Origin of the sequence: Streptomyces sp. NPDC005266, assembly GCF_040607655.1 — a bacterium.
Taxonomy (GTDB): Bacteria; Actinomycetota; Actinomycetes; order Streptomycetales; family Streptomycetaceae; genus Streptomyces.
Window position 1 is genome coordinate 4,049 of the sequence record NZ_JBEXHC010000030.1, and the last position, 17,077, is coordinate 21,125.

Annotated in this window: 15 protein-coding genes; 12 read left to right on the plus strand and 3 right to left on the minus strand. The window is 73.1% G+C overall.

Annotation, left to right across the window (positions count from 1 at the left end):
• Positions 1-707 precede the first annotated feature (707 nt).
• The 10 genes from ABZU99_RS32780 to ABZU99_RS32825 all read left to right on the plus strand — a co-directional run bounded on the left by ABZU99_RS32780 (position 708) and on the right by ABZU99_RS32825 (position 11,162).
• Entirely contained in the window at positions 708-1,529 is an 822-nt protein-coding gene (locus ABZU99_RS32780) for an SRPBCC domain-containing protein (protein ID WP_355948513.1), read from the plus strand.
• 73 nt (positions 1,530-1,602) lie between these two features.
• Positions 1,603-2,418, plus strand: coding sequence for an aldose 1-epimerase (locus ABZU99_RS32785; protein ID WP_355948515.1), 816 nt, complete (start codon positions 1,603-1,605; stop codon positions 2,416-2,418).
• A 33-nt stretch (positions 2,419-2,451) separates the two neighbouring features.
• Positions 2,452-2,991, plus strand: coding sequence for an orotate phosphoribosyltransferase (pyrE, locus tag ABZU99_RS32790; RefSeq protein WP_355948517.1), 540 nt, complete (start codon positions 2,452-2,454; stop codon positions 2,989-2,991).
• A 175-nt stretch (positions 2,992-3,166) separates the two neighbouring features.
• Positions 3,167-4,189 (plus strand): class II fructose-bisphosphate aldolase, encoded by a 1,023-nt coding sequence (gene fbaA, locus ABZU99_RS32795; RefSeq protein WP_355948519.1) that lies wholly within the window; start codon positions 3,167-3,169, stop codon positions 4,187-4,189.
• Between the two features lie 182 nt (positions 4,190-4,371).
• Positions 4,372-5,958, plus strand: coding sequence for a DHA2 family efflux MFS transporter permease subunit (locus ABZU99_RS32800; RefSeq protein WP_355948521.1), 1,587 nt, complete (start codon positions 4,372-4,374; stop codon positions 5,956-5,958).
• A gap of 129 nt (positions 5,959-6,087) precedes the next feature.
• The gene (locus tag ABZU99_RS32805) at positions 6,088-6,501 is read left to right on the plus strand and encodes a DUF3151 domain-containing protein (RefSeq protein WP_355948523.1); all 414 of its coding nucleotides are present in this window, start codon (positions 6,088-6,090) and stop codon (positions 6,499-6,501) included.
• A 229-nt stretch (positions 6,502-6,730) separates the two neighbouring features.
• Positions 6,731-7,594 (plus strand): tryptophan 2,3-dioxygenase family protein, encoded by an 864-nt coding sequence (locus ABZU99_RS32810; protein ID WP_355948524.1) that lies wholly within the window; start codon positions 6,731-6,733, stop codon positions 7,592-7,594.
• Positions 7,587-8,813 carry a kynureninase gene (gene kynU / locus ABZU99_RS32815; RefSeq protein ID WP_355948526.1) on the plus strand — a complete coding sequence of 409 codons (1,227 nt, stop codon included), beginning with the start codon at positions 7,587-7,589 and terminating at the stop codon, positions 8,811-8,813. The genes ABZU99_RS32810 and kynU overlap by 8 nt, the downstream gene beginning before the upstream one ends.
• 3 nt (positions 8,814-8,816) lie before the next feature.
• Complete coding sequence (locus ABZU99_RS32820) at positions 8,817-9,884, plus strand: alpha/beta hydrolase (protein ID WP_355948529.1); 1,068 nt, start codon at positions 8,817-8,819, stop codon at positions 9,882-9,884.
• 54 nt (positions 9,885-9,938) lie between these two features.
• Entirely contained in the window at positions 9,939-11,162 is a 1,224-nt protein-coding gene (locus ABZU99_RS32825) for a cytochrome P450 (RefSeq protein ID WP_355948531.1), read from the plus strand.
• 81 nt (positions 11,163-11,243) lie between these two features.
• Here the strand turns inward: ABZU99_RS32825 and ABZU99_RS32830 are convergent, their stop codons facing one another.
• On the minus strand, positions 11,244-12,896 hold the full coding sequence (locus ABZU99_RS32830) for an ABC transporter permease (RefSeq protein WP_355948533.1): 1,653 nt from the start codon (positions 12,894-12,896) through the stop codon (positions 11,244-11,246).
• Positions 12,893-13,810, minus strand: a complete 918-nt coding sequence (locus ABZU99_RS32835) for an ABC transporter ATP-binding protein (RefSeq protein ID WP_355948536.1) — start codon at positions 13,808-13,810, stop codon at positions 12,893-12,895. Before ABZU99_RS32835 ends, ABZU99_RS32830 begins: the two co-directional genes overlap by 4 nt.
• 118 nt (positions 13,811-13,928) lie before the next feature.
• Here ABZU99_RS32835 and ABZU99_RS32840 point away from each other — a divergent pair, with 118 nt between their 5' ends.
• Positions 13,929-14,450: a MarR family transcriptional regulator gene (locus ABZU99_RS32840; RefSeq protein WP_355948539.1), complete on the plus strand. Its 522-nt coding sequence runs from the start codon at positions 13,929-13,931 to the stop codon at positions 14,448-14,450.
• A gap of 34 nt (positions 14,451-14,484) precedes the next feature.
• Here ABZU99_RS32840 and ABZU99_RS32845 read toward each other — a convergent pair whose 3' ends face one another.
• Positions 14,485-15,606 (minus strand): hypothetical protein, encoded by a 1,122-nt coding sequence (locus ABZU99_RS32845; protein WP_355948542.1) that lies wholly within the window; start codon positions 15,604-15,606, stop codon positions 14,485-14,487.
• A gap of 154 nt (positions 15,607-15,760) precedes the next feature.
• Here ABZU99_RS32845 and ABZU99_RS32850 point away from each other — a divergent pair, with 154 nt between their 5' ends.
• Positions 15,761-17,044 (plus strand): adenylosuccinate synthase, encoded by a 1,284-nt coding sequence (locus ABZU99_RS32850; RefSeq protein WP_355948545.1) that lies wholly within the window; start codon positions 15,761-15,763, stop codon positions 17,042-17,044.
• Positions 17,045-17,077 lie beyond the last annotated feature (33 nt).

Consider the following 17,077-nt stretch of genomic DNA (forward strand, 5'->3'; position numbering starts at 1 on the left):
TTCGGCTCCCGCGCCTGCTTCGGCTCCCGCCGCCGCGGGTTGTCCGGCGCTGTGCGGCTCCCGACGCCGTGCGGCTTCCGGCGCCGTGGGGCTCCGCGCCCGCTTCGGCTCCCGGCGCCGTGGGGCTCCCGCGCCTGCTTCGGCTCCCGCGCCTGCTTCGGCTCCCGCCGCCGCGGGTTGTCCGGCGCTGTGCGGCTCCCGACGCCGTGCGGCTTCCGGCGCCGTGGGGCTCCCGGGCCCGCTTCGGCTCCCGACGCCGTGTGGCTCCCGCCGCCGCGGGTTGTCCGACGCTGTGCGGCTCCCGACGCCGTGGGGCTCCCGCGCCCGCCTCGGCTCCCGCGCCTGCCTCGGCTCCCGCCGCCGCGGGGTGCCCGGCGCCGTGGGGCTCGCGGGCCCGCTTCGGCTCGCGGCCCGCTTCGGCTCCCGCCGCCGGGGGGTGTCCGGCGCTGTGCGGCTTCCGGCGCCGTGGGGCTCCGCGCCTGCTTCGGCTCCCGCGCCTGCTTCGGCTCCCGGGCCCGCTTCGGCTCCCGCCGCTGTGCGGCTCCCGGCGCCGCGGGGTGTCCGGCCGGGTTGGTGACGCTCGACGCGGGTCCGGGGCGCGGACGGGCCCGCGCCCCTTCCGGAGGCGAACGGTGGGCTTGACGCGCGGGGCGAAAGTTGCGCGGGAAGGGGTCTCAGGCAAGGCGCGGTGGGTAGTGTCTTGACCTATGGAGCATGAGGTGTTCGTTCCGTTCCCCGTCGACACCGTACGGCTGGCACTCGCGGAGCCCGACCGCATCGCCCGCTGTGTCCCCGGGCTCCAGCAGGATGCGGAGGAGACCGCGGGGCCGCTCGCCGGGCGGCTGCGGCTGCGCATCGGCGGGTCCACCATCACGTACCGCGGCGCGCTGCGCATCGTCGAGCGCGCCGGGTCCTTCGAGGTCGAGGGCGAGGGGACCGAGGCGCGTGGCAGCGGCTCGGTCAAGCTCGCGCTGACGCTGGTGCCGAAGGCCGTGACCGGCGGTACGGAGCTGGTCTGCTCCGGGACCGTCCACAGCGAGGGGCGGCTGGCCGAGTTCGACGAGCAGGCCGCCCTCACCGTGGCCCGCCGGATGCTGGACCGTTTCGCGGGGGCGCTCGCGGCCGGTCTGGAGGCGTCCCCGATCACGGCGCTCACCGAGGGCGAGGCCCCGCTGCCGGCCGAGGCGGAGGCGGAGGATGTGGACGTCGACGACATCGGCGACCTCGATGATGTGGACGCCGTCGGGGCCGTGGAGGACCTGGAGGCCATCGACGAGACCGGTGGCTTCGGCGACCTCGGGGAGCTCGACGACGAGCCCCCGGCCGAGGCCGCGCACGCCCGCCGCACGATGATCGGACGCTCCACCGAAGAGGTCGACCATGCCCCGCCGCGCGGCCGCTACGCCCCCGTGCCCGCGCCCGAGACCGTCTCCGCCAGGGCCGCGCTGCGCTGGGCCGCGCCCGCCGCGGCCTTGGTGCTGGCCTCCGCCGTCGTGGTCGGCCGTCGGGTACTGCGCCGCCGCCGGTGAGCCCCGGCCATTCACGTTGAGCCCTGGCCGATCGGGCGTGTGCCGGTGACCCCGGGCGCATAGGGTCGTGGGTGTGACCACCGAAGAGACTACGGAGACCAAGGGCGTACGGCTGACGGCCGGTGACGCCGAGTTGACCGTCGCGCCCGAGAACGGCTGCCGTATCGCCTCGCTGCGCGTCGGCGGTACGGAGCTGCTGCGGCAGGGCCCGCGGTTCGGGTCGTTCCCGATGGTGCCGTGGTGCGGCCGGGTCGATCACGGACGGTTCCGCAACGGCGGCCGGACCCATCAGCTGCCCGTCAACTCCCCGCCGCACGCCATCCACGGGACCGGCCGGGATGCCGCCTGGCACCCGGTCAGCACCGGGCCGTCCGACGCCGTGTTCACGTACGACCTCGCCGACCCCTGGCCGTACGAGGGCCGGGTCACCCAGCGCTTCGAGCTGTCCCCGAATGGCCTCACCGTCACCATGAGCGTGGAGACGGAGGGCGACTCCTTCCCGGCGCAGGCGGGCTGGCATCCGTGGTTTCTGCGGAACCTGGGCGACGGTGGCGCCGATGTGGAGCTCGACTTCACGGCCGCATGGCAGGAGGAGCGCGGCGGGGACCACCTCCCCACCGGCCGTCGGATCCCGCCGCGCCCCGGCCCCTGGGACGACTGTTTCGGCATGCCGGACGGGGTGGATGTCACCCTCACCTGGCCGGAGCGGCTGGAGCTGAAGGTTACCGGCCGGAGTGAATGGGTGATCGTCTACGACGAGCAGTCCGAGGCGGTGTGCGTCGAACCGCAGTCTGGTCCGCCCAACGGCCTCAACACGACGCCGCGCCTGGTCACACCCATCGACCCGCTGGAGATCTCCATGACCTGGAGCTGGCGGGAACTGGCGTAGGGGTGGTCCGGGAGACCGCCTAAGCTCGGTCGCATGAGCGATGCGCGTGACGCCCTGCTGCAGCAGATCAAGGACAAGGCCGTGGTCCACGGCAAGGTGACCCTCTCCTCCGGTCGCGAGGCCGACTACTACATCGACCTGCGCCGGATCACCCTGGACGCCGAGGCCGCGCCCCTGGTCGGGCAGGTCATGCTCGATGCCACGGCCGACCTGGAGTACGACGCGGTGGGCGGGCTGACGCTGGGCGCCGACCCGGTGGCCACGTCCATGCTGCACGCGGCGGCCGCGCGTGGGCGCCGGCTCGACGCGTTCGTCGTGCGCAAGGCTCAGAAGACCCACGGTATGCAGCGCCGGATCGAGGGTCCGGACATCACGGGGCGGCGGGTGCTGGTGGTCGAGGACACCTCCACCACCGGAGGCTCGCCGCTGACCGCCGTCGAGGCGGCGCGCGAGGCGGGCGCGGAGGTGGTCGCGGTCGCCACGATCGTCGAGCGCGGCGCCGCCCCGGCGATCGCCGAGGCCGGGCTCCCTTACGTGCCGGCGTACTCGCTCGCCGATCTCGGCCTGAGCTGACCTGCGATGATGGGACTGGGTGGTTTCACGTGAAACCGCCCACCCCCCGTCCGTGTGGTCCCGGGGTGCGCCGGGTGGAGCAATCGCCCGGATCTGGGAAGATGACCCCGACGATGATGTCGCCCCCTAGGTCAGGGCCAAGAATCCTCACCCGCACATCACAAGGAGCGGACAGATGCCCATCGCATCCCCTGAGATCTACAACGAGATGCTCGACCGGGCGAAGGCAGGCAAGTTCGCCTACCCGGCGATCAATGTGACCTCGACGCAGACTCTGCATGCCGCCCTGCGTGGCTTCGCCGAGGCGGAGAGCGACGGCATCGTCCAGATCTCCACCGGTGGTGCCGAGTTCCTGGGTGGCCAGTACAAGAAGGACATGGTGACCGGCGCGGTCGGGCTCGCCGAGTTCGCCCACGTGGTCGCCGAGAAGTACCCCGTCAACATCGCCCTGCACACCGACCACTGCCCCAAGGACAAGCTGGACGGCTATGTCCGCCCGCTGCTCAAGATCTCCCAGGAGCGCGTCGCCAAGGGGCAGAACCCGCTGTTCCAGTCCCACATGTGGGACGGCTCCGCCGAGACGCTCGACGAGAACCTCCGCATCGCGCAGGAGCTGCTCGCCGAGGCCGCCAAGGCGAAGATCATCCTCGAGGTCGAGATCACCCCGACCGGTGGCGAGGAGGACGGCGTCTCGCACGAGATCAACGACGAGCTGTACACGACGGTCGAGGACGCCCTGCGCACCGCCGAGGCCCTCGGCCTGGGCGACAAGGGCCGCTACCTGCTGGCCGCCTCCTTCGGCAACGTCCACGGCGTCTACAAGCCGGGCAATGTCGTGCTGCGCCCGGACCTGCTGCGTGAGCTCCAGGACGGCGTCGGCGCGAAGTACGGCAAGAAGGACCCGTTCTACTTCGTCTTCCACGGCGGCTCCGGCTCCACGGAGGAGGAGATCCGCGTCGCGCTGGAGAACGGCGTCGTGAAGATGAACCTCGACACCGACACCCAGTACGCCTTCACCCGCCCGGTCGCGGACCACATGTTCCGCAACTACGACGGTGTGCTGAAGGTCGACGGCGAGGTCGGCAACAAGAAGCAGTACGACCCGCGGAGCTGGGGCAAGCTGGCCGAGAAGGGCATGGCCGAGCGCGTCACCAAGGCGTGTGCGGACCTGCGCTCGACCGGCACCAAGCTGAAGTGACACGGCGCTGAAGCAACACGGCGCTGAAGCAACACCGCGCTGAAGTAACACCGCGCTGAAGTAACACGGCGCTGAAGCGACACCGAGCGTTTCCCGGGCCCGGCGTCTCGCCCCACGGCGAGCCGTCGGGCCCGTTCGCGTTGCCGATTGCCCACCACCGGGAAGGCGGGGATGATCCAGGTATGAGCGGCACCGCGCCCGAGCCGCCGACAGGCGTCCGGCTATCGGCACCGGCCGGGCGCTGGGTCGTGCTCACCACCGTGCTGGGGTCGGCCATGGCGCTGCTCGACAGCACCGTCGTCAACGTGGCGCTGCCGCGCATCGGGCTCGACCTGGGCGCCGATCTGGCCGTCCTGCAGTGGACCGTCAACGCCTACATGCTCACCCTCGCCGGGCTGATCCTGCTCGGCGGGGCGCTCGGGGACCGGTTCGGGCGGCGGCGGGTGTTCGTCGTGGGGGTGGTGTGGTTCGCCCTCGCCTCGCTGCTGTGCGGGGTGGCGCCGAACGCCGCGGTGCTCATCGGCGCCCGTGCGCTCCAGGGCATCGGCGGGGCGCTGCTCACCCCCGGCTCGCTCGCGCTGATCCAGTCGGTCATCCACCCCGACGACCGGGCGCGGGCTGTCGGGCTGTGGTCCGGGTTCGGCGGGGTGGGGGCGGCGATCGGACCGTTCCTGGGCGGCTGGCTGGTGGACGGGCCCGGCTGGCGCTGGGTGTTCTTCCTCAATGTGCCGCTCGCGGCGGTATGCGTGCCGGTCGCTTTGCGTCACGTCCCGGAGACCCGCGATCCGCGGGCGCGCGGCCGGTTCGACGTCGTGGGCGCCGTGCTGGGCGCGCTGTCGCTCGGCCTGGTGACCTACGCGCTGATCGCCGCGCCGCAGCGGGGCACCTCGCCCGCCGTGGTGGTGCCGGCCGTCCTCGGGCTGCTGCTGGGCGTGGCCTTCTTCCAGGTGGAGCGCAGGCGCCCCGATCCGATGCTGCCGCTCACCATCTTCTCCTCCCGGCAGTTCAGCGCCGTCAACGCGGTGACCCTGTGCGTCTACGCGGCCTTCGGGGGCTTCTTTTTCCTGACGGTGGTGGAGCTCCAGGTGGTCGTGGGCTACTCCGCGCTCATCGCCGGCACCGCGCTGCTGCCCACCACCGTGCTGATGCTGCTGCTGTCGGCCCGCTCGGGGGAGCTGGGCAAGCGCATCGGGCCGCGCATCCCGCTGACCGTCGGGCCGCTGCTGTGCGCGGTCGCGATGCTGCTGATGACACGGGCGGGGGTGGGGGCGGTCTACTGGCGGGACATTCTGCCCGCGCTGCTGGTGATGGGCCTGGGCATGGTGGTGCTGGTCGCGCCGCTCACCGCGACCGTCCTGGCCTCGGTGGACGTCGGCCGCGCGGGCCTGGCCAGCGGCATCAACAACGCGGCGGCGCGGGCGGCCGGGCTGATCGCGGTGGCGGCGCTGCCGCTGCTGGCCGGGATGGGCCCGGAGGCGTACCGGTCCGCGGTCCTGTTCTCGGAGTCCTTCCGGCGGGCGATGCCGATCTGCGCGGCGGTGCTGGTGGTGGGCGCGCTCATCGCCTGGCGCACCGTGCGGGCCGACGCGCTGCGGCAGGCGGGGGTGGCGCCTCCGGAGGCCGAGGAGGCGGCGGAACGGCCCAAGGAGCGTCCCGGTGAGCGTCCCGGGGAGCAGCCTGTGGAGCCCCCCTGCCGTCCCGAGTGCGCCTACCACTGCGGCGTCTTCGCGCCGCCCCTGGACCCCGGGGAGCGCCCGAAACGCGGCTGACGCGCCCGCGGCCGGACGGGCGCGCGCCGCCGGAACGCGATCCGGTGCTCGCCACCGCGCCCCGGGATCGACGGACCGCCGTGGCCGGAGCGTGTCGGACAGGTGCCCGGACCAGGCAGACTGGAACCCATGGCCATTCACGAGAACCTGCTCGGGGGACCGCCCCCGACCCATCTGCCCGACGACCCGGAGCCCCGGGAGCTGCTCGCCTCCGGCGCGGCCCCCGCCGAGGTCGCCGCGAAGTACCCGGCCTCCTCGCTCGCCTGGGCCCAGCTCGCCGACGAGGCGTTCGAGGCCGGCCGGGTGGTCGAGTCGTACGCGTACGCCCGCACCGGCTACCACCGCGGACTCGACGCCCTGCGTCGCAGCGGCTGGAAGGGCCACGGTCCGGTGCCCTTCGAGCACGAGCCGAACCGCGGCTTCCTGCGTGCCCTGCACGCGCTCGCGCGCGCCGCGCAGTCGATCGGTGAGCAGGAGGAGTACGAGCGCTGCTCGGCCTTCCTGCGCGAGAGCTCGCCCACCGCGGCGGACACGCTCTCCTGAGCCGCGGCGGGCCCGCAGGGCCGTAGCGGCCGAGGGCCTGTGTGGCGGAGGGGCCTGTGGGGGTGTCGTCATCCCCCACAGGCCCCTTGCCGTACTTGCGGCACATGCGCGTGGCCCCGATGATGCGTGGAGGACCCATCGGCTGTGGGCCCTGAGGGGACCGGGGCTCCGAGACCGAGAGGAAGGGGCGGACCGCTACCCGGTAGCACGCAGTACTCAGGAGACAGAGATGTCACAGCAGCCTGCCGCCCCGCACGCCCCGCACCAGGAAGCCGAGCCGGACGCCCCGCATCTGGACTTCCAGGGCACCACCCCGTACGAGGACTACGTCCGGGCCTCCGTGCTCACCCACCTCCAGCACCCGCTCTCCGACGACCCCGGCGAGATGGTCTTCCTGGTCACCACCCAGGTGATGGAGCTGTGGTTCACCGTCATCGTCCATGAGTGGCACACCGCCGCCCAGGCGCTGCGCGAGGACGATCTGCCCACGGCGATGGCCGCGCTGAAGCGCTCCACCTACGAGCTGGAGTCGCTGAACGCGTCCTGGGAGCCGCTCGCGCACCTCACCCCGGGTCAGTTCAACGCCTACCGCTCCGCGCTCGGCGACGGCTCCGGCTTCCAGTCGGCGATGTACCGGCGGCTGGAATTCCTGCTCGGCGAGAAGTCCGCGTCCATGCTCGTCCCCCACCGCGGCGCACCGCGCGTCCACGCCGAGCTGGAGAAGGCGCTGACCGAGCCCAGCCTCTACGACGAGGTGCTGCGCCATCTCGCCCGCCGCGGTCTCGACGTCCCCGCCGCCGTGCTGCGCCGCGACCCGTCGCTGCGGTACGAGCCGGACCCCGGGGTGGAGCGGGTCTGGCAGGAGATCTACTCCGGCTCCGGCCCGCGCGAGGACGAGCTGATGCGGCTCGGCGAGGCGCTCACCGAGGTCGCCGAGCTGGTGTGGCGCTGGCGCAACGACCACCTGGTGGCGACCCGGCGGGCCATGGGCGCCAAGACCGGCACCGGCGGCTCCGCGGGGGTCGCGTGGCTGGAGAAGCGCGCCACCAAGAACGTCTTCCCCGAGCTGTGGACGGCGCGCAGCCATGTCTGACCCCGAGGCCACGATCCCGGACGTGCTGAAGGACGAGGCCGCGACGCTCGACGCGGCCGACGAACTGCGCGCCAAGCGCGCCGCCTTCACCCTCGACGACACCGTCTACCTCGACGGCAACTCGCTCGGCGCGCTGCCCCGCGCCGTCCCCGGCCGGCTGGCCGATGTCGTCTCCCGCGAATGGGGCGCCCTGCGCATCCGCTCCTGGGAGGAGAGCGGCTGGTGGACCGCGCCGGAGCGGATCGGCGACCGCGTCGGCCGGCTCGTCGGCGCCGCGCCCGGCCAGGTGGTGGTGGGCGACTCGACGAGCGTGAACGTCTTCAAGGCGGTCGTCGCCGCCGTACGGATCGCCCAGGAGCGCGGGGCCCACCGCGACCAGATCCTCGTGGACGAGGCCACCTTCCCCACCGACGGCTATATCGCCGAGTCCGCCGCCCGCATGACCGGCTGCACGCTACGGCCGGTCGAGGCGGCCGAGGTCCCCACGGCCGTCGGCCCCCGCACCGCCGTCGCGCTCGTCAACCACGTCGACTACCGGACCGGCCGCCTCCATGACCTGCCCGGGACGACGGCCGCCGTCCACGCGGCGGGCGCCCTGGTGGTCTGGGACCTGTGCCACAGCGCCGGCGCGCTGCCGGTCGGCCTCGACGCGCACGGAGTGGACCTCGCGGTCGGCTGCACGTACAAGTACCTCAACGGCGGGCCCGGCGCGCCCGCCTACCTGTACGTCGCCCACGAGCACCAGCCCCGCTTCGACTCCCCGCTCCCCGGCTGGAACTCCCACGCCGACCCCTTCGCCATGGCCCCCGCCTACACCCCGGCCCACGGGGCGGCCCGCGGCCGGGTCGGCACGCCGGACATCCTCTCCATGCTGGCGCTGGAGGCCGCGCTGGAGGTGTGGGACGACGTCGCGATCGAGGCCGTGCGCGCCAAGAGCCTGGCCCTGACCGACTTCTTCCTGCGCTGCGTCGACACCTACGTCCCGGCGGGCCGCGTCCAGTGCCTCACCCCCGGCCCGCACCCGGAGCGCGGCAGCCAGGTCGCGCTGCGGTGCCCGGACGCGGGCGAGGTGATGGCGGAGCTCGTGAGGCGCGGCGTGGTCGCTGACTTCCGCCGCCCCGATGTGCTGCGCTTCGGCTTCACCCCGCTGTACACGGGCTTCGCGGAGGTGGAGTGGGCGGCGCGGGTGCTGGGGAATGCGCTGACGGGGTTGGCGTAGCCGATGGAGACGGCAGCCGCCGAGGAGGCGTCCCTCTTCGGGCTCGACCCGGTACGGCCGGAGGTGACCGCGGGGTACGGCGAACACCGGGATCAGGTGGTGGACTTCTACCTGCCCCGCCCGGCTGCCCGCCCGGAGGCTGCCCGCCCGGAGGTTGCCCGCCCGGAGGCTGCCTGCCCGGTTGCCCGCCCGGAGGCTGCCCGCCCGGAGGCTGCCTGCCCGGCTGCCCGCCCGGAGGCTGCCCGCCCGGATGCCCGCCCCGAGGCTGCCCGCCCGGAGGCTGCCTGCCCGGATGCCCGCCCGGAGGTTGCCTACCCCGGGAATGGCCGTCCCGCCCCGCTGGTGCTGCTCTTCCACGGCGGCGCCTGGCGCGCCCCCTACGACCGCCGCCATCTGTCGCCGTTCGCCGCGTTCCTGGCGCAGCGGGGCTTCGCGGTCGCGTCCGTGGAGTACCGCCGTGGCGCCGCCGCGGAAACCGCCGGACCCGCGCCAGTGGGTCCGGCGCGGGCCGGGCGGTGGCCGGAGACCTTCGATGACATCGCCGCCGCCGTGGACATCGTGCCGCGTCTCGCCCGGGGGCTCGGCCTCCCCGGCGTCGATACGGACCGGGTCGTGCTCGCCGGGCACTCCGCCGGAGGCCATGCGGCGCTGTGGGCGGCGGCCCGGCACCGGCTGCCGCCCGGCACGCCCTGGCCTCCGGCCTCGCCCGCACCGCTCCTCGGTGTCGTCGCCCTCGCCCCCATCGCGGACCTCGCCACGGCCCACGCGCTGGGTGTCTGCTCCGGTGCCGTCGCAGAACTCCTCGGTGACGGCGATGAGCTGACGGCCCGGCTGGCGCTCGCCGATCCGGCCGCGCTGCTGCCCACCGCCGTGCCCACCACCCTCGTGCAGGGCGACGCCGACATCGACGTGCCGCCGCGGGTCGCGGACGCCTTCGCGGCGGCCGCGGCACGCGCCGGACAGCCGGTGCGGGTGGTGCGGACCGGCGGCGGGCACTTTCCGCCGATCGACCCGACCACCGCCGCCGCGCGGACGGTCGCCGACGAGATCGCCCGCATGGTCACGCGGTGACGCCTGTCCGGTCACCCTCTGGAGGCCGAGCGGGCCGGGCGGTACCGTCCGAGGATGAGCAGCGCACCCCCGGCCCCCGCCTTCGACCCGTGGCAGCCGTCGTTCGTCGCCGATCCGTATCCGGCGTACGCCGCACTGCGCGAGCGCGGCCGTGCGCACTACTTCGCGCCGTCCCGGCAATGGCTCATCCCGCACCACGAGGACGTCCGTGCCCTGCTGACCGACCGCCGGCTCGGCCGCACCTATCTGCACCGGTTCAGCCATGAGGAGTTCGGCCGCACCGCCCCGCCGCCCGAGCACGAGCCGTTCCACACCCTCAATGACCACGGCATGCTGGATCTGGAGGCGCCCGACCACACCCGGCTGCGCCGCCTGGTCTCCAAGGCGTTCACCCCGCGTATGGTCGAGGCGCTGGTGCCGACCGTCGAGCGGCTCGCGGAAGAGCTGGTGGACTCCCTCCTCGCCTCCGGAGGCGGCGACCTCATCGCGACGGTCGCCGAACCGCTGCCCGTGGCCGTCATCGCCGAGATGCTCGGCATTCCGCCCGCCGACCGTGGCGCGCTGCGGCCCTGGTCGGCCGCCATCTGCGGGATGTACGAGCTGAACCCCGGCGAGGAGACCGCACGCCGGGCCGTCCGCGCCTCGCTGGAGTTCTCCGCCTATCTGCGGGAGCTGATCGCCGCCCGCCGCAAGGCCCCGGGCGAGGATCTGATCAGCGCGCTGATCGCCGCGCACGACGAGGGCGACCGGCTCTCCGAGCAGGAGATGATCTCCACCTGTGTGCTGCTGCTCAACGCGGGCCACGAGGCCACGGTCAACACCACGGGCAACGGCTGGTGGGCGCTCTTCCGCAACCCCGAGCAGCTCGCCCTGCTGCGCGCCGCCCCCGACGCGCTCCTGCCCACGGCCGTGGATGAACTGCTGCGCTACGACACCCCGTTGCAGCTCTTCGAGCGCTGGGTCCTCGATGACATCGAGGTGGGCGGCACCGTCATCCCGCGCGGCAGCGAGGTCGCGCTGCTCTTCGGCTCGGCCAACCGCGATCCGGCCCGCTTCGGCGAGCCCGACAGGCTCGATCTCTCCCGCGCCGACAACCCCCATGTCAGCTTTGGCGCCGGGATCCACTACTGCCTCGGCGCCCCGCTGGCCCGCCGGGAGCTCATCGCCTCCTTCGGGACCCTGTTCCGCAAGGCCCCGGATCTGCGGCTGGTGAGGGAGCCGGAGTGGCGGCCGGGGTTTGTGATCCGAGGGCTGACGGAGTTGCTGGTCGAGGTCTGAGCGGCGGGGCTACGAGGCGGGGATACGCGCACGGGCCCGTTGTCCACAGCCTGTGGGCAACGGGCCCGCGTGGCGAAGGAGTCAGCCGCCGATGTCGCGGCGGCGCAGACCCACCAGACCCGCGGCGCCCAGAACGGCCGACAGGAGCAGCAGCCACAGGAAGGGCGCGGCCGTGACATGCCCGCCCGGCAGCTTCGGCAGATGGCTGAAGGGGGAGGTGTTCATGATCGACGGGGAGACCCTGAGCGCCGGGCCCATCCAGCCCACGGCGACCACCCAGCCGACGAAACCCCAGGCCGCGGCCGAGTACTTCGGCACCACACCGATGAGGAAGAGCGTCAGGCTGGTGAGCACCCACAGCGCCGGCGCCTGGGCGAGCGTGGCGGCCAGGACGCGGGGGAGCTGTTCGGCCAGGTCGTCCGCGGCGATGCCGTAGCCCAGGCCCAGGGCCAGACCGCCGGCCGTGAGGATGACGATCGGGCCGAGACAGGCGATGACCAGGTGGCTTCCGGCCCAGCGCAGCCGGCTGACGGCGTTGGACAGCAGCGGCTCCGCGCGCTGGTCGGTCTCCTCGCCGCGCAGCCGCAGCACGGAGCCTGCGGTGTAGACCGTGAGGGCGGTGCCGAGGATGCCGACCATGGAGGCCAGGAAGGCGTCGTTGAGTCCCTGGGCGCCGCCCATGCGCTGGATGATGTCGCGGGTCTGGTCGCTGTCGCCGAGGAAGTCGTCGGCACTGCTGGAGATGGAGCCGAAGACGGCGCCCGCGAAGACGAAGCCCGCCGCCCAGCCGAGCAGCGCACCGCGCTGCAGGCGCCAGCCCAGACCGTAGACGCCCCTCAGCAGCGAGCCGGCGGCCGGGGGGCCGGGGCGGCCGGCGTAGAAGCTGGCGCCCACGTCACGGCGGCCCACGAGCGAGCAGGCGAGGGCGATGGAGGCGGCGGCGAGAACGGCGATCAGCAGCAGCGGCCACCACCGCTCGTCCGCGAACGGCCGGGCGTACTCCGCCCAGCCGAGGGGCGAGAGCCAGACCAGCAGGTGGCCGGAGCCCTTCGAGCCGTCCTCGGCGGCGTCGCCCGCCATCCGCAGGACGAAGGCGACGCCGACGGCGGCGCAGGTCAGCCCCCGGGCCAGCCGTGCGTTCTCGGTGACCTGGGCGGCGACGGCGGCCAGACCGCCGAAGGCCATACCGGACAGGCCGACGGCGAGCCCCAGGGCGAGCGCCCCGGTGCCGCCCCGGCCCGCGAGGCTGCCCGTGATCAGAAGGGTGACGGCGCCATTGGCGATGGTCACGGCCAGCAGGGCCGAGGTGAGACCCGCGCGACGGCCGACCACGCAGGCGGACAGCGCCTCCTGACGGCCGGTCTCCTCCTCCTCGCGGGTGTGCCGGATCACGATGAGCACGCTCATGATCGCGGCGAATGCCGTGAGGAAGGCGCCCACCCGCCAGACCGTGAGGGCGCCGAGCGAATCGTCGAAGGCGGCCCCGAACAGCGCCCGGGTCGACCCGTTCGCATTCATGTCATGGACGAGCTCGGCACGCCGGGCGGGGGTGTCGTACGCGCTCTTGAGCCGGCCGACGGTGCTGCCGGCGGTCAGCCCCAGGCACAGCACCCACACCGGCATCATGATCCGGTCGCGGCGCAGCGCGAGCCGCAGCAGGGCGCCCGTGCCGGTCAGGTCTCTGGCCGATCCGCGGGCACGGCGGGTGACCGGCGCGTCGGCTACGGCGGTCATCGGACGATCGCCTCGGCTTCCGTGTGCGCGGCGTCGTTTTGGTAGTGACGGAGGAACAGCTCCTCCAGGGTGGGCGGGGTGGAGATGAGGCTGCGTACCCCGGCCTCGGTGAGCCGGCGCAGTACGGCATCGAGCTTGTCCGAGTCGACCTGGAGCGTGACCCGCCGGTCCTGGATGTCCAGGTTGTGCACGCCGGGGAGGGTGGCCAGGCCGCTCGGCCGGCCGGCCAGCTCGGCGGTCACCGACGTTTGGGTCAGATGGCGCAGCTGGGCGAGCGAACCGGACTCCACCCGCCGGCCCTTGCGGATGATGCTGACCCGGTCGCACAGCGCCTCGACCTCGCTGAGGATATGGCTGGAGAGCAGCACCGTGCGGCCACGGTTCCTCTCCTCGGCGACACAGTCGCGGAAGACCTCCTCCATGAGCGGGTCGAGCCCGGAGGTCGGCTCGTCGAGGATCAGCAGCTCGACATCGGAGGCGAACGCGGCGACCAGGGCGACCTTCTGGCGGTTGCCCTTGGAGTAGGTACGGCCCTTCTTGGTGGGGTCGAGTTCGAACCGCTCCAGGAGCTCGGCCCGCCGGGCGGTGTCCAGCCCGCCGCGCAGCCGCCCGTACAGGTCGATGACCTCTCCACCGCTCAGGTTGCGCCACAGGGTGACGTCTCCGGGGACGTACGCGATGTGGCGGTGGAGGCCGACCGCGTCGTGCCAGGGGTCCTTGCCCAGCAGTTGCGCCGCGCCGGCGTCGGCACGGAGCAGGCCGAGGAGGACCCGGATGGTCGTGGACTTCCCGGCGCCGTTGGGGCCGAGGAAGCCATGGACCTCACCTGCCTCGACTTCGAGGTCGAGGCCATCCAGCGCGTGGATCCGGCCGAACGACTTGTGGAGGCCGGACGCGGAGATTGCCGTCTTCATGTTTCCGAAGCTACGCTAGATTCACAAATTTGTGAAGTTAAGGAATCGTATAAACTTGTGGGGACGTGTTGAAGGGACGTGCTGAAGAGGCGTGTTGAAGAGGGGAGATGACGAAGCGGTGAGGGAGAGCAAGGGGCCGGACGGCGCGCCGGGTGAGACGCGGGACGAAGAGGCGGTGTCGCGGTTCGTCGAGCGGTTCGCGGCCGACCTGACCGAGGCCGGGATGCAGCGGATGGGCGCCCGGGTCTTCGCGGCGCTGCTCGTCTCCGACTCCGGCGCCCTCACCTCCGCCGAGCTCGCCGAGCGGCTGCGGATCAGCCCGGCCGCCGTCTCGGGCGCGATCCGCTACCTCTCCCAGGTCGACATGGTGGTACGCGAGCGCGAGCCGGGCTCCCGGCGCGATCGCTACCGGCTCTACAACGAGGTCTGGTACGAGACCCTGACCCGCCGCGACCAGATGATCGCCCGCTGGGAGAGCACGATGCGCGACGGCGCGAAGGTGCTCGGCCCCGACACCCCGGCCGGGCGTCGGGTCTCCGAGACGGCCGACTTCTTCGACTTCATGCAGCAGGAGCTGCCCAAGATGCTGGCGCGCTGGCGCATCCACCAGGCCGAGCGCCGCGCGGCGGCCGGCGAGTAGCGCGCCGCAGGGTCGAGCAGGGCGCGAGCGGCGCTCAAGCCCGGGACGGCAGCATCAAGCTCCACGCCTCTGCCAGCACGGTCCAGGTACGGCTGCGGACCGGGCCCCGGATCAGCGCGTCCGCGTGGTAGCGGAAGTCCTGGCCGGAGACGGTGATGGCGTGCGCCCGCGCGCGCAGCGGACGGTCGGCGGCGTGCGGATGGACGACGACCTCGGCCAGCCCGCCGCCCGGCCCGGCCGTGGACACCGAGACCCGCTCGACGGGCCGGTCCAGATCGGTCAGCAGTACCCCGTCCGCCTCGATCCGCAGCCGCTGCGGCGGCGGATGCGCCCGGCGGCGCCCACCGCCGGTGAGGCCGATGACCGGCAGGGAAAGCAGCGTCAGGGCCGTGCGCGCGGTCCGGGCCGCCGGGATCCACCACGGATGGCCGTCCGGGGGTGCCGAGCCGGGCGGGCTCGTGCCATGGCCGTCGGCCGCACCGTCATGCCGGTGGTGGTCGCCGGGGTCGCCGGGGTGGTCGGGGTTCCGGCCGTGCGCACAGGGGCCGCAGGGCCCGCAGGGACAGCCATGGCCGTCCGCCCCGGCGCCGTGCGGGGTCCCGTCGGGCCCGCCCGGCACGCCGTACGTCCCGTACGTCCCGTACGCCCCCTCCGTACCGCCCGCGCCGATCCCCGGCCGCTGCTGCGGTCCGGAGGGAATCCGCAGACCCCCGAGGACCACCCCGCCGCTCTCGTCCACCAGCAGGTCGCGCGCGCGCACGGCCCCGTCGAGGACCGTGCGCGCCGCCGTGACCGCGTCCGTCGGCACCCCGAGCGCATGGGCCAGGGCGACCGTGGCGGAGCTGCCGACCGGGACCATCGCGAGCGCCGCGTCCGCCAGCTCGCGCCGGCGGTGCAGCAGCTCCACCGTGCGCAGCAGGGCACGGTCGTCGCCCACCACCACCGGCCGGCGGGCGCCGCGCCGGGCCAGCGCCCGCTCGACCTCCTCCGGCCCGTCCGGCAGGCAGATTTTCGTCTGCGCGCCCGCACACAGGACATCCTTCGCGATGCGCACCGACTCCCCGTCCGTTCGCCGGGCGAGGGGGTCGATGACCACGAGCAGGGGGCGCCCCCGGACGGCGTCCGGCGGACAGTGCCAGGGATCTGGAGCCGACACCTCGGTCCTTCCTCAGGTAATCTCTCGGTGCAAGAGCCCCTGTCGCTGTTGCGCCAGGGGCTTCGTCTATCCGGGGCACCGGTTCGACGGCTCTTGTGGTGGCGCACGCCACCACGCACGTTGGACATGCCCCGCCCGGAAGGGGTGTACGCCTGTGCCCGCACTTGTGCTGCTCGGTGCTCAGTGGGGTGACGAGGGCAAGGGAAAGGCCACCGATCTGCTCGGCGGCTCGGTTGACTATGTGGTGCGTTACCAGGGTGGCAACAACGCCGGCCACACGGTGGTGGTCGGCGACCAGAAGTACGCGCTGCACCTCCTCCCGTCCGGAATCCTCTCGCCGGGGTGTACCCCGGTCATCGGCAATGGCGTCGTCGTCGACCCGGCGGTCCTGCTCTCCGAGCTGAGCGGGCTGAACGAGCGCGGCGTCGACACGTCCAAGCTGCTGATCAGCGGTAACGCCCACCTGATCACGTCGTATCACACGACTTTGGACAAGGTGTCGGAGCGCTTCCTCGGAAAGCGGAAGATCGGCACCACCGGCCGCGGCATCGGCCCGGCCTACGCTGACAAGATCAACCGCGTGGGCATCCGGGTCCAGGACCTCTTCGACGAGTCGATCCTGCGGCAGAAGGTCGAGGCGGCCCTCGACTTCAAGAACCAGGTGCTCGCCAAGCTCTACAACCGCCGCGGCATCGACGCCGGCCAGGTGGTCGAGGAGCTGCTGGGCTACGCGGAGCGGATCGGCGGCTATGTCGCCGACACCACCCTGGTGCTGAACAACGCCATCGACCAGGGCCAGGTCGTCCTCTTCGAGGGCGGTCAGGGCACGCTGCTCGACGTCGACCACGGCACGTACCCCTTCGTCACCTCCTCCAACCCGACCGCGGGCGGTGCCTGCACCGGCACCGGCGTCGGCCCCACGAAGATCACCCGCGTGATCGGGATCCTGAAGGCGTACACCACGCGCGTCGGCGCCGGTCCCTTCCCCACGGAGCTGCTCGACGAGGACGGCGAGAAGCTGCGCACGATCGGCGGCGAGCGCGGTGTGACCACCGGACGCGACCGGCGCTGCGGCTGGTTCGACGCGGTCATCGCGCGCTACGCGACCCGGGTCAACGGCCTCACCGACTTCTTCCTCACCAAGCTCGACGTGCTCACCGGCTGGGAGCGGATCCCGGTGTGCGTGGCGTACGAGATCGACGGCAAGCGGGTCGAGGAGCTCCCGCACAGCCAGTCCGACTTCCATCACGCCAAGCCCGTCTACGAGATGCTGCCGGGCTGGTCGGAGGACATCAGCAAGGCGAAGACCTTCGAAGAGCTGCCGAAGAACGCCCAGCGGTATGTGCAGGCGCTCGAGGAGATGTCCGGCGCCCCGATCTCGGCGATCGGCGTGGGGCCGGGCCGGGACGAGACGATCCAGATCAACTCGTTCCTCTGAGGACCGAAGCGGCCCGGCCGGAACCCGAGGGGA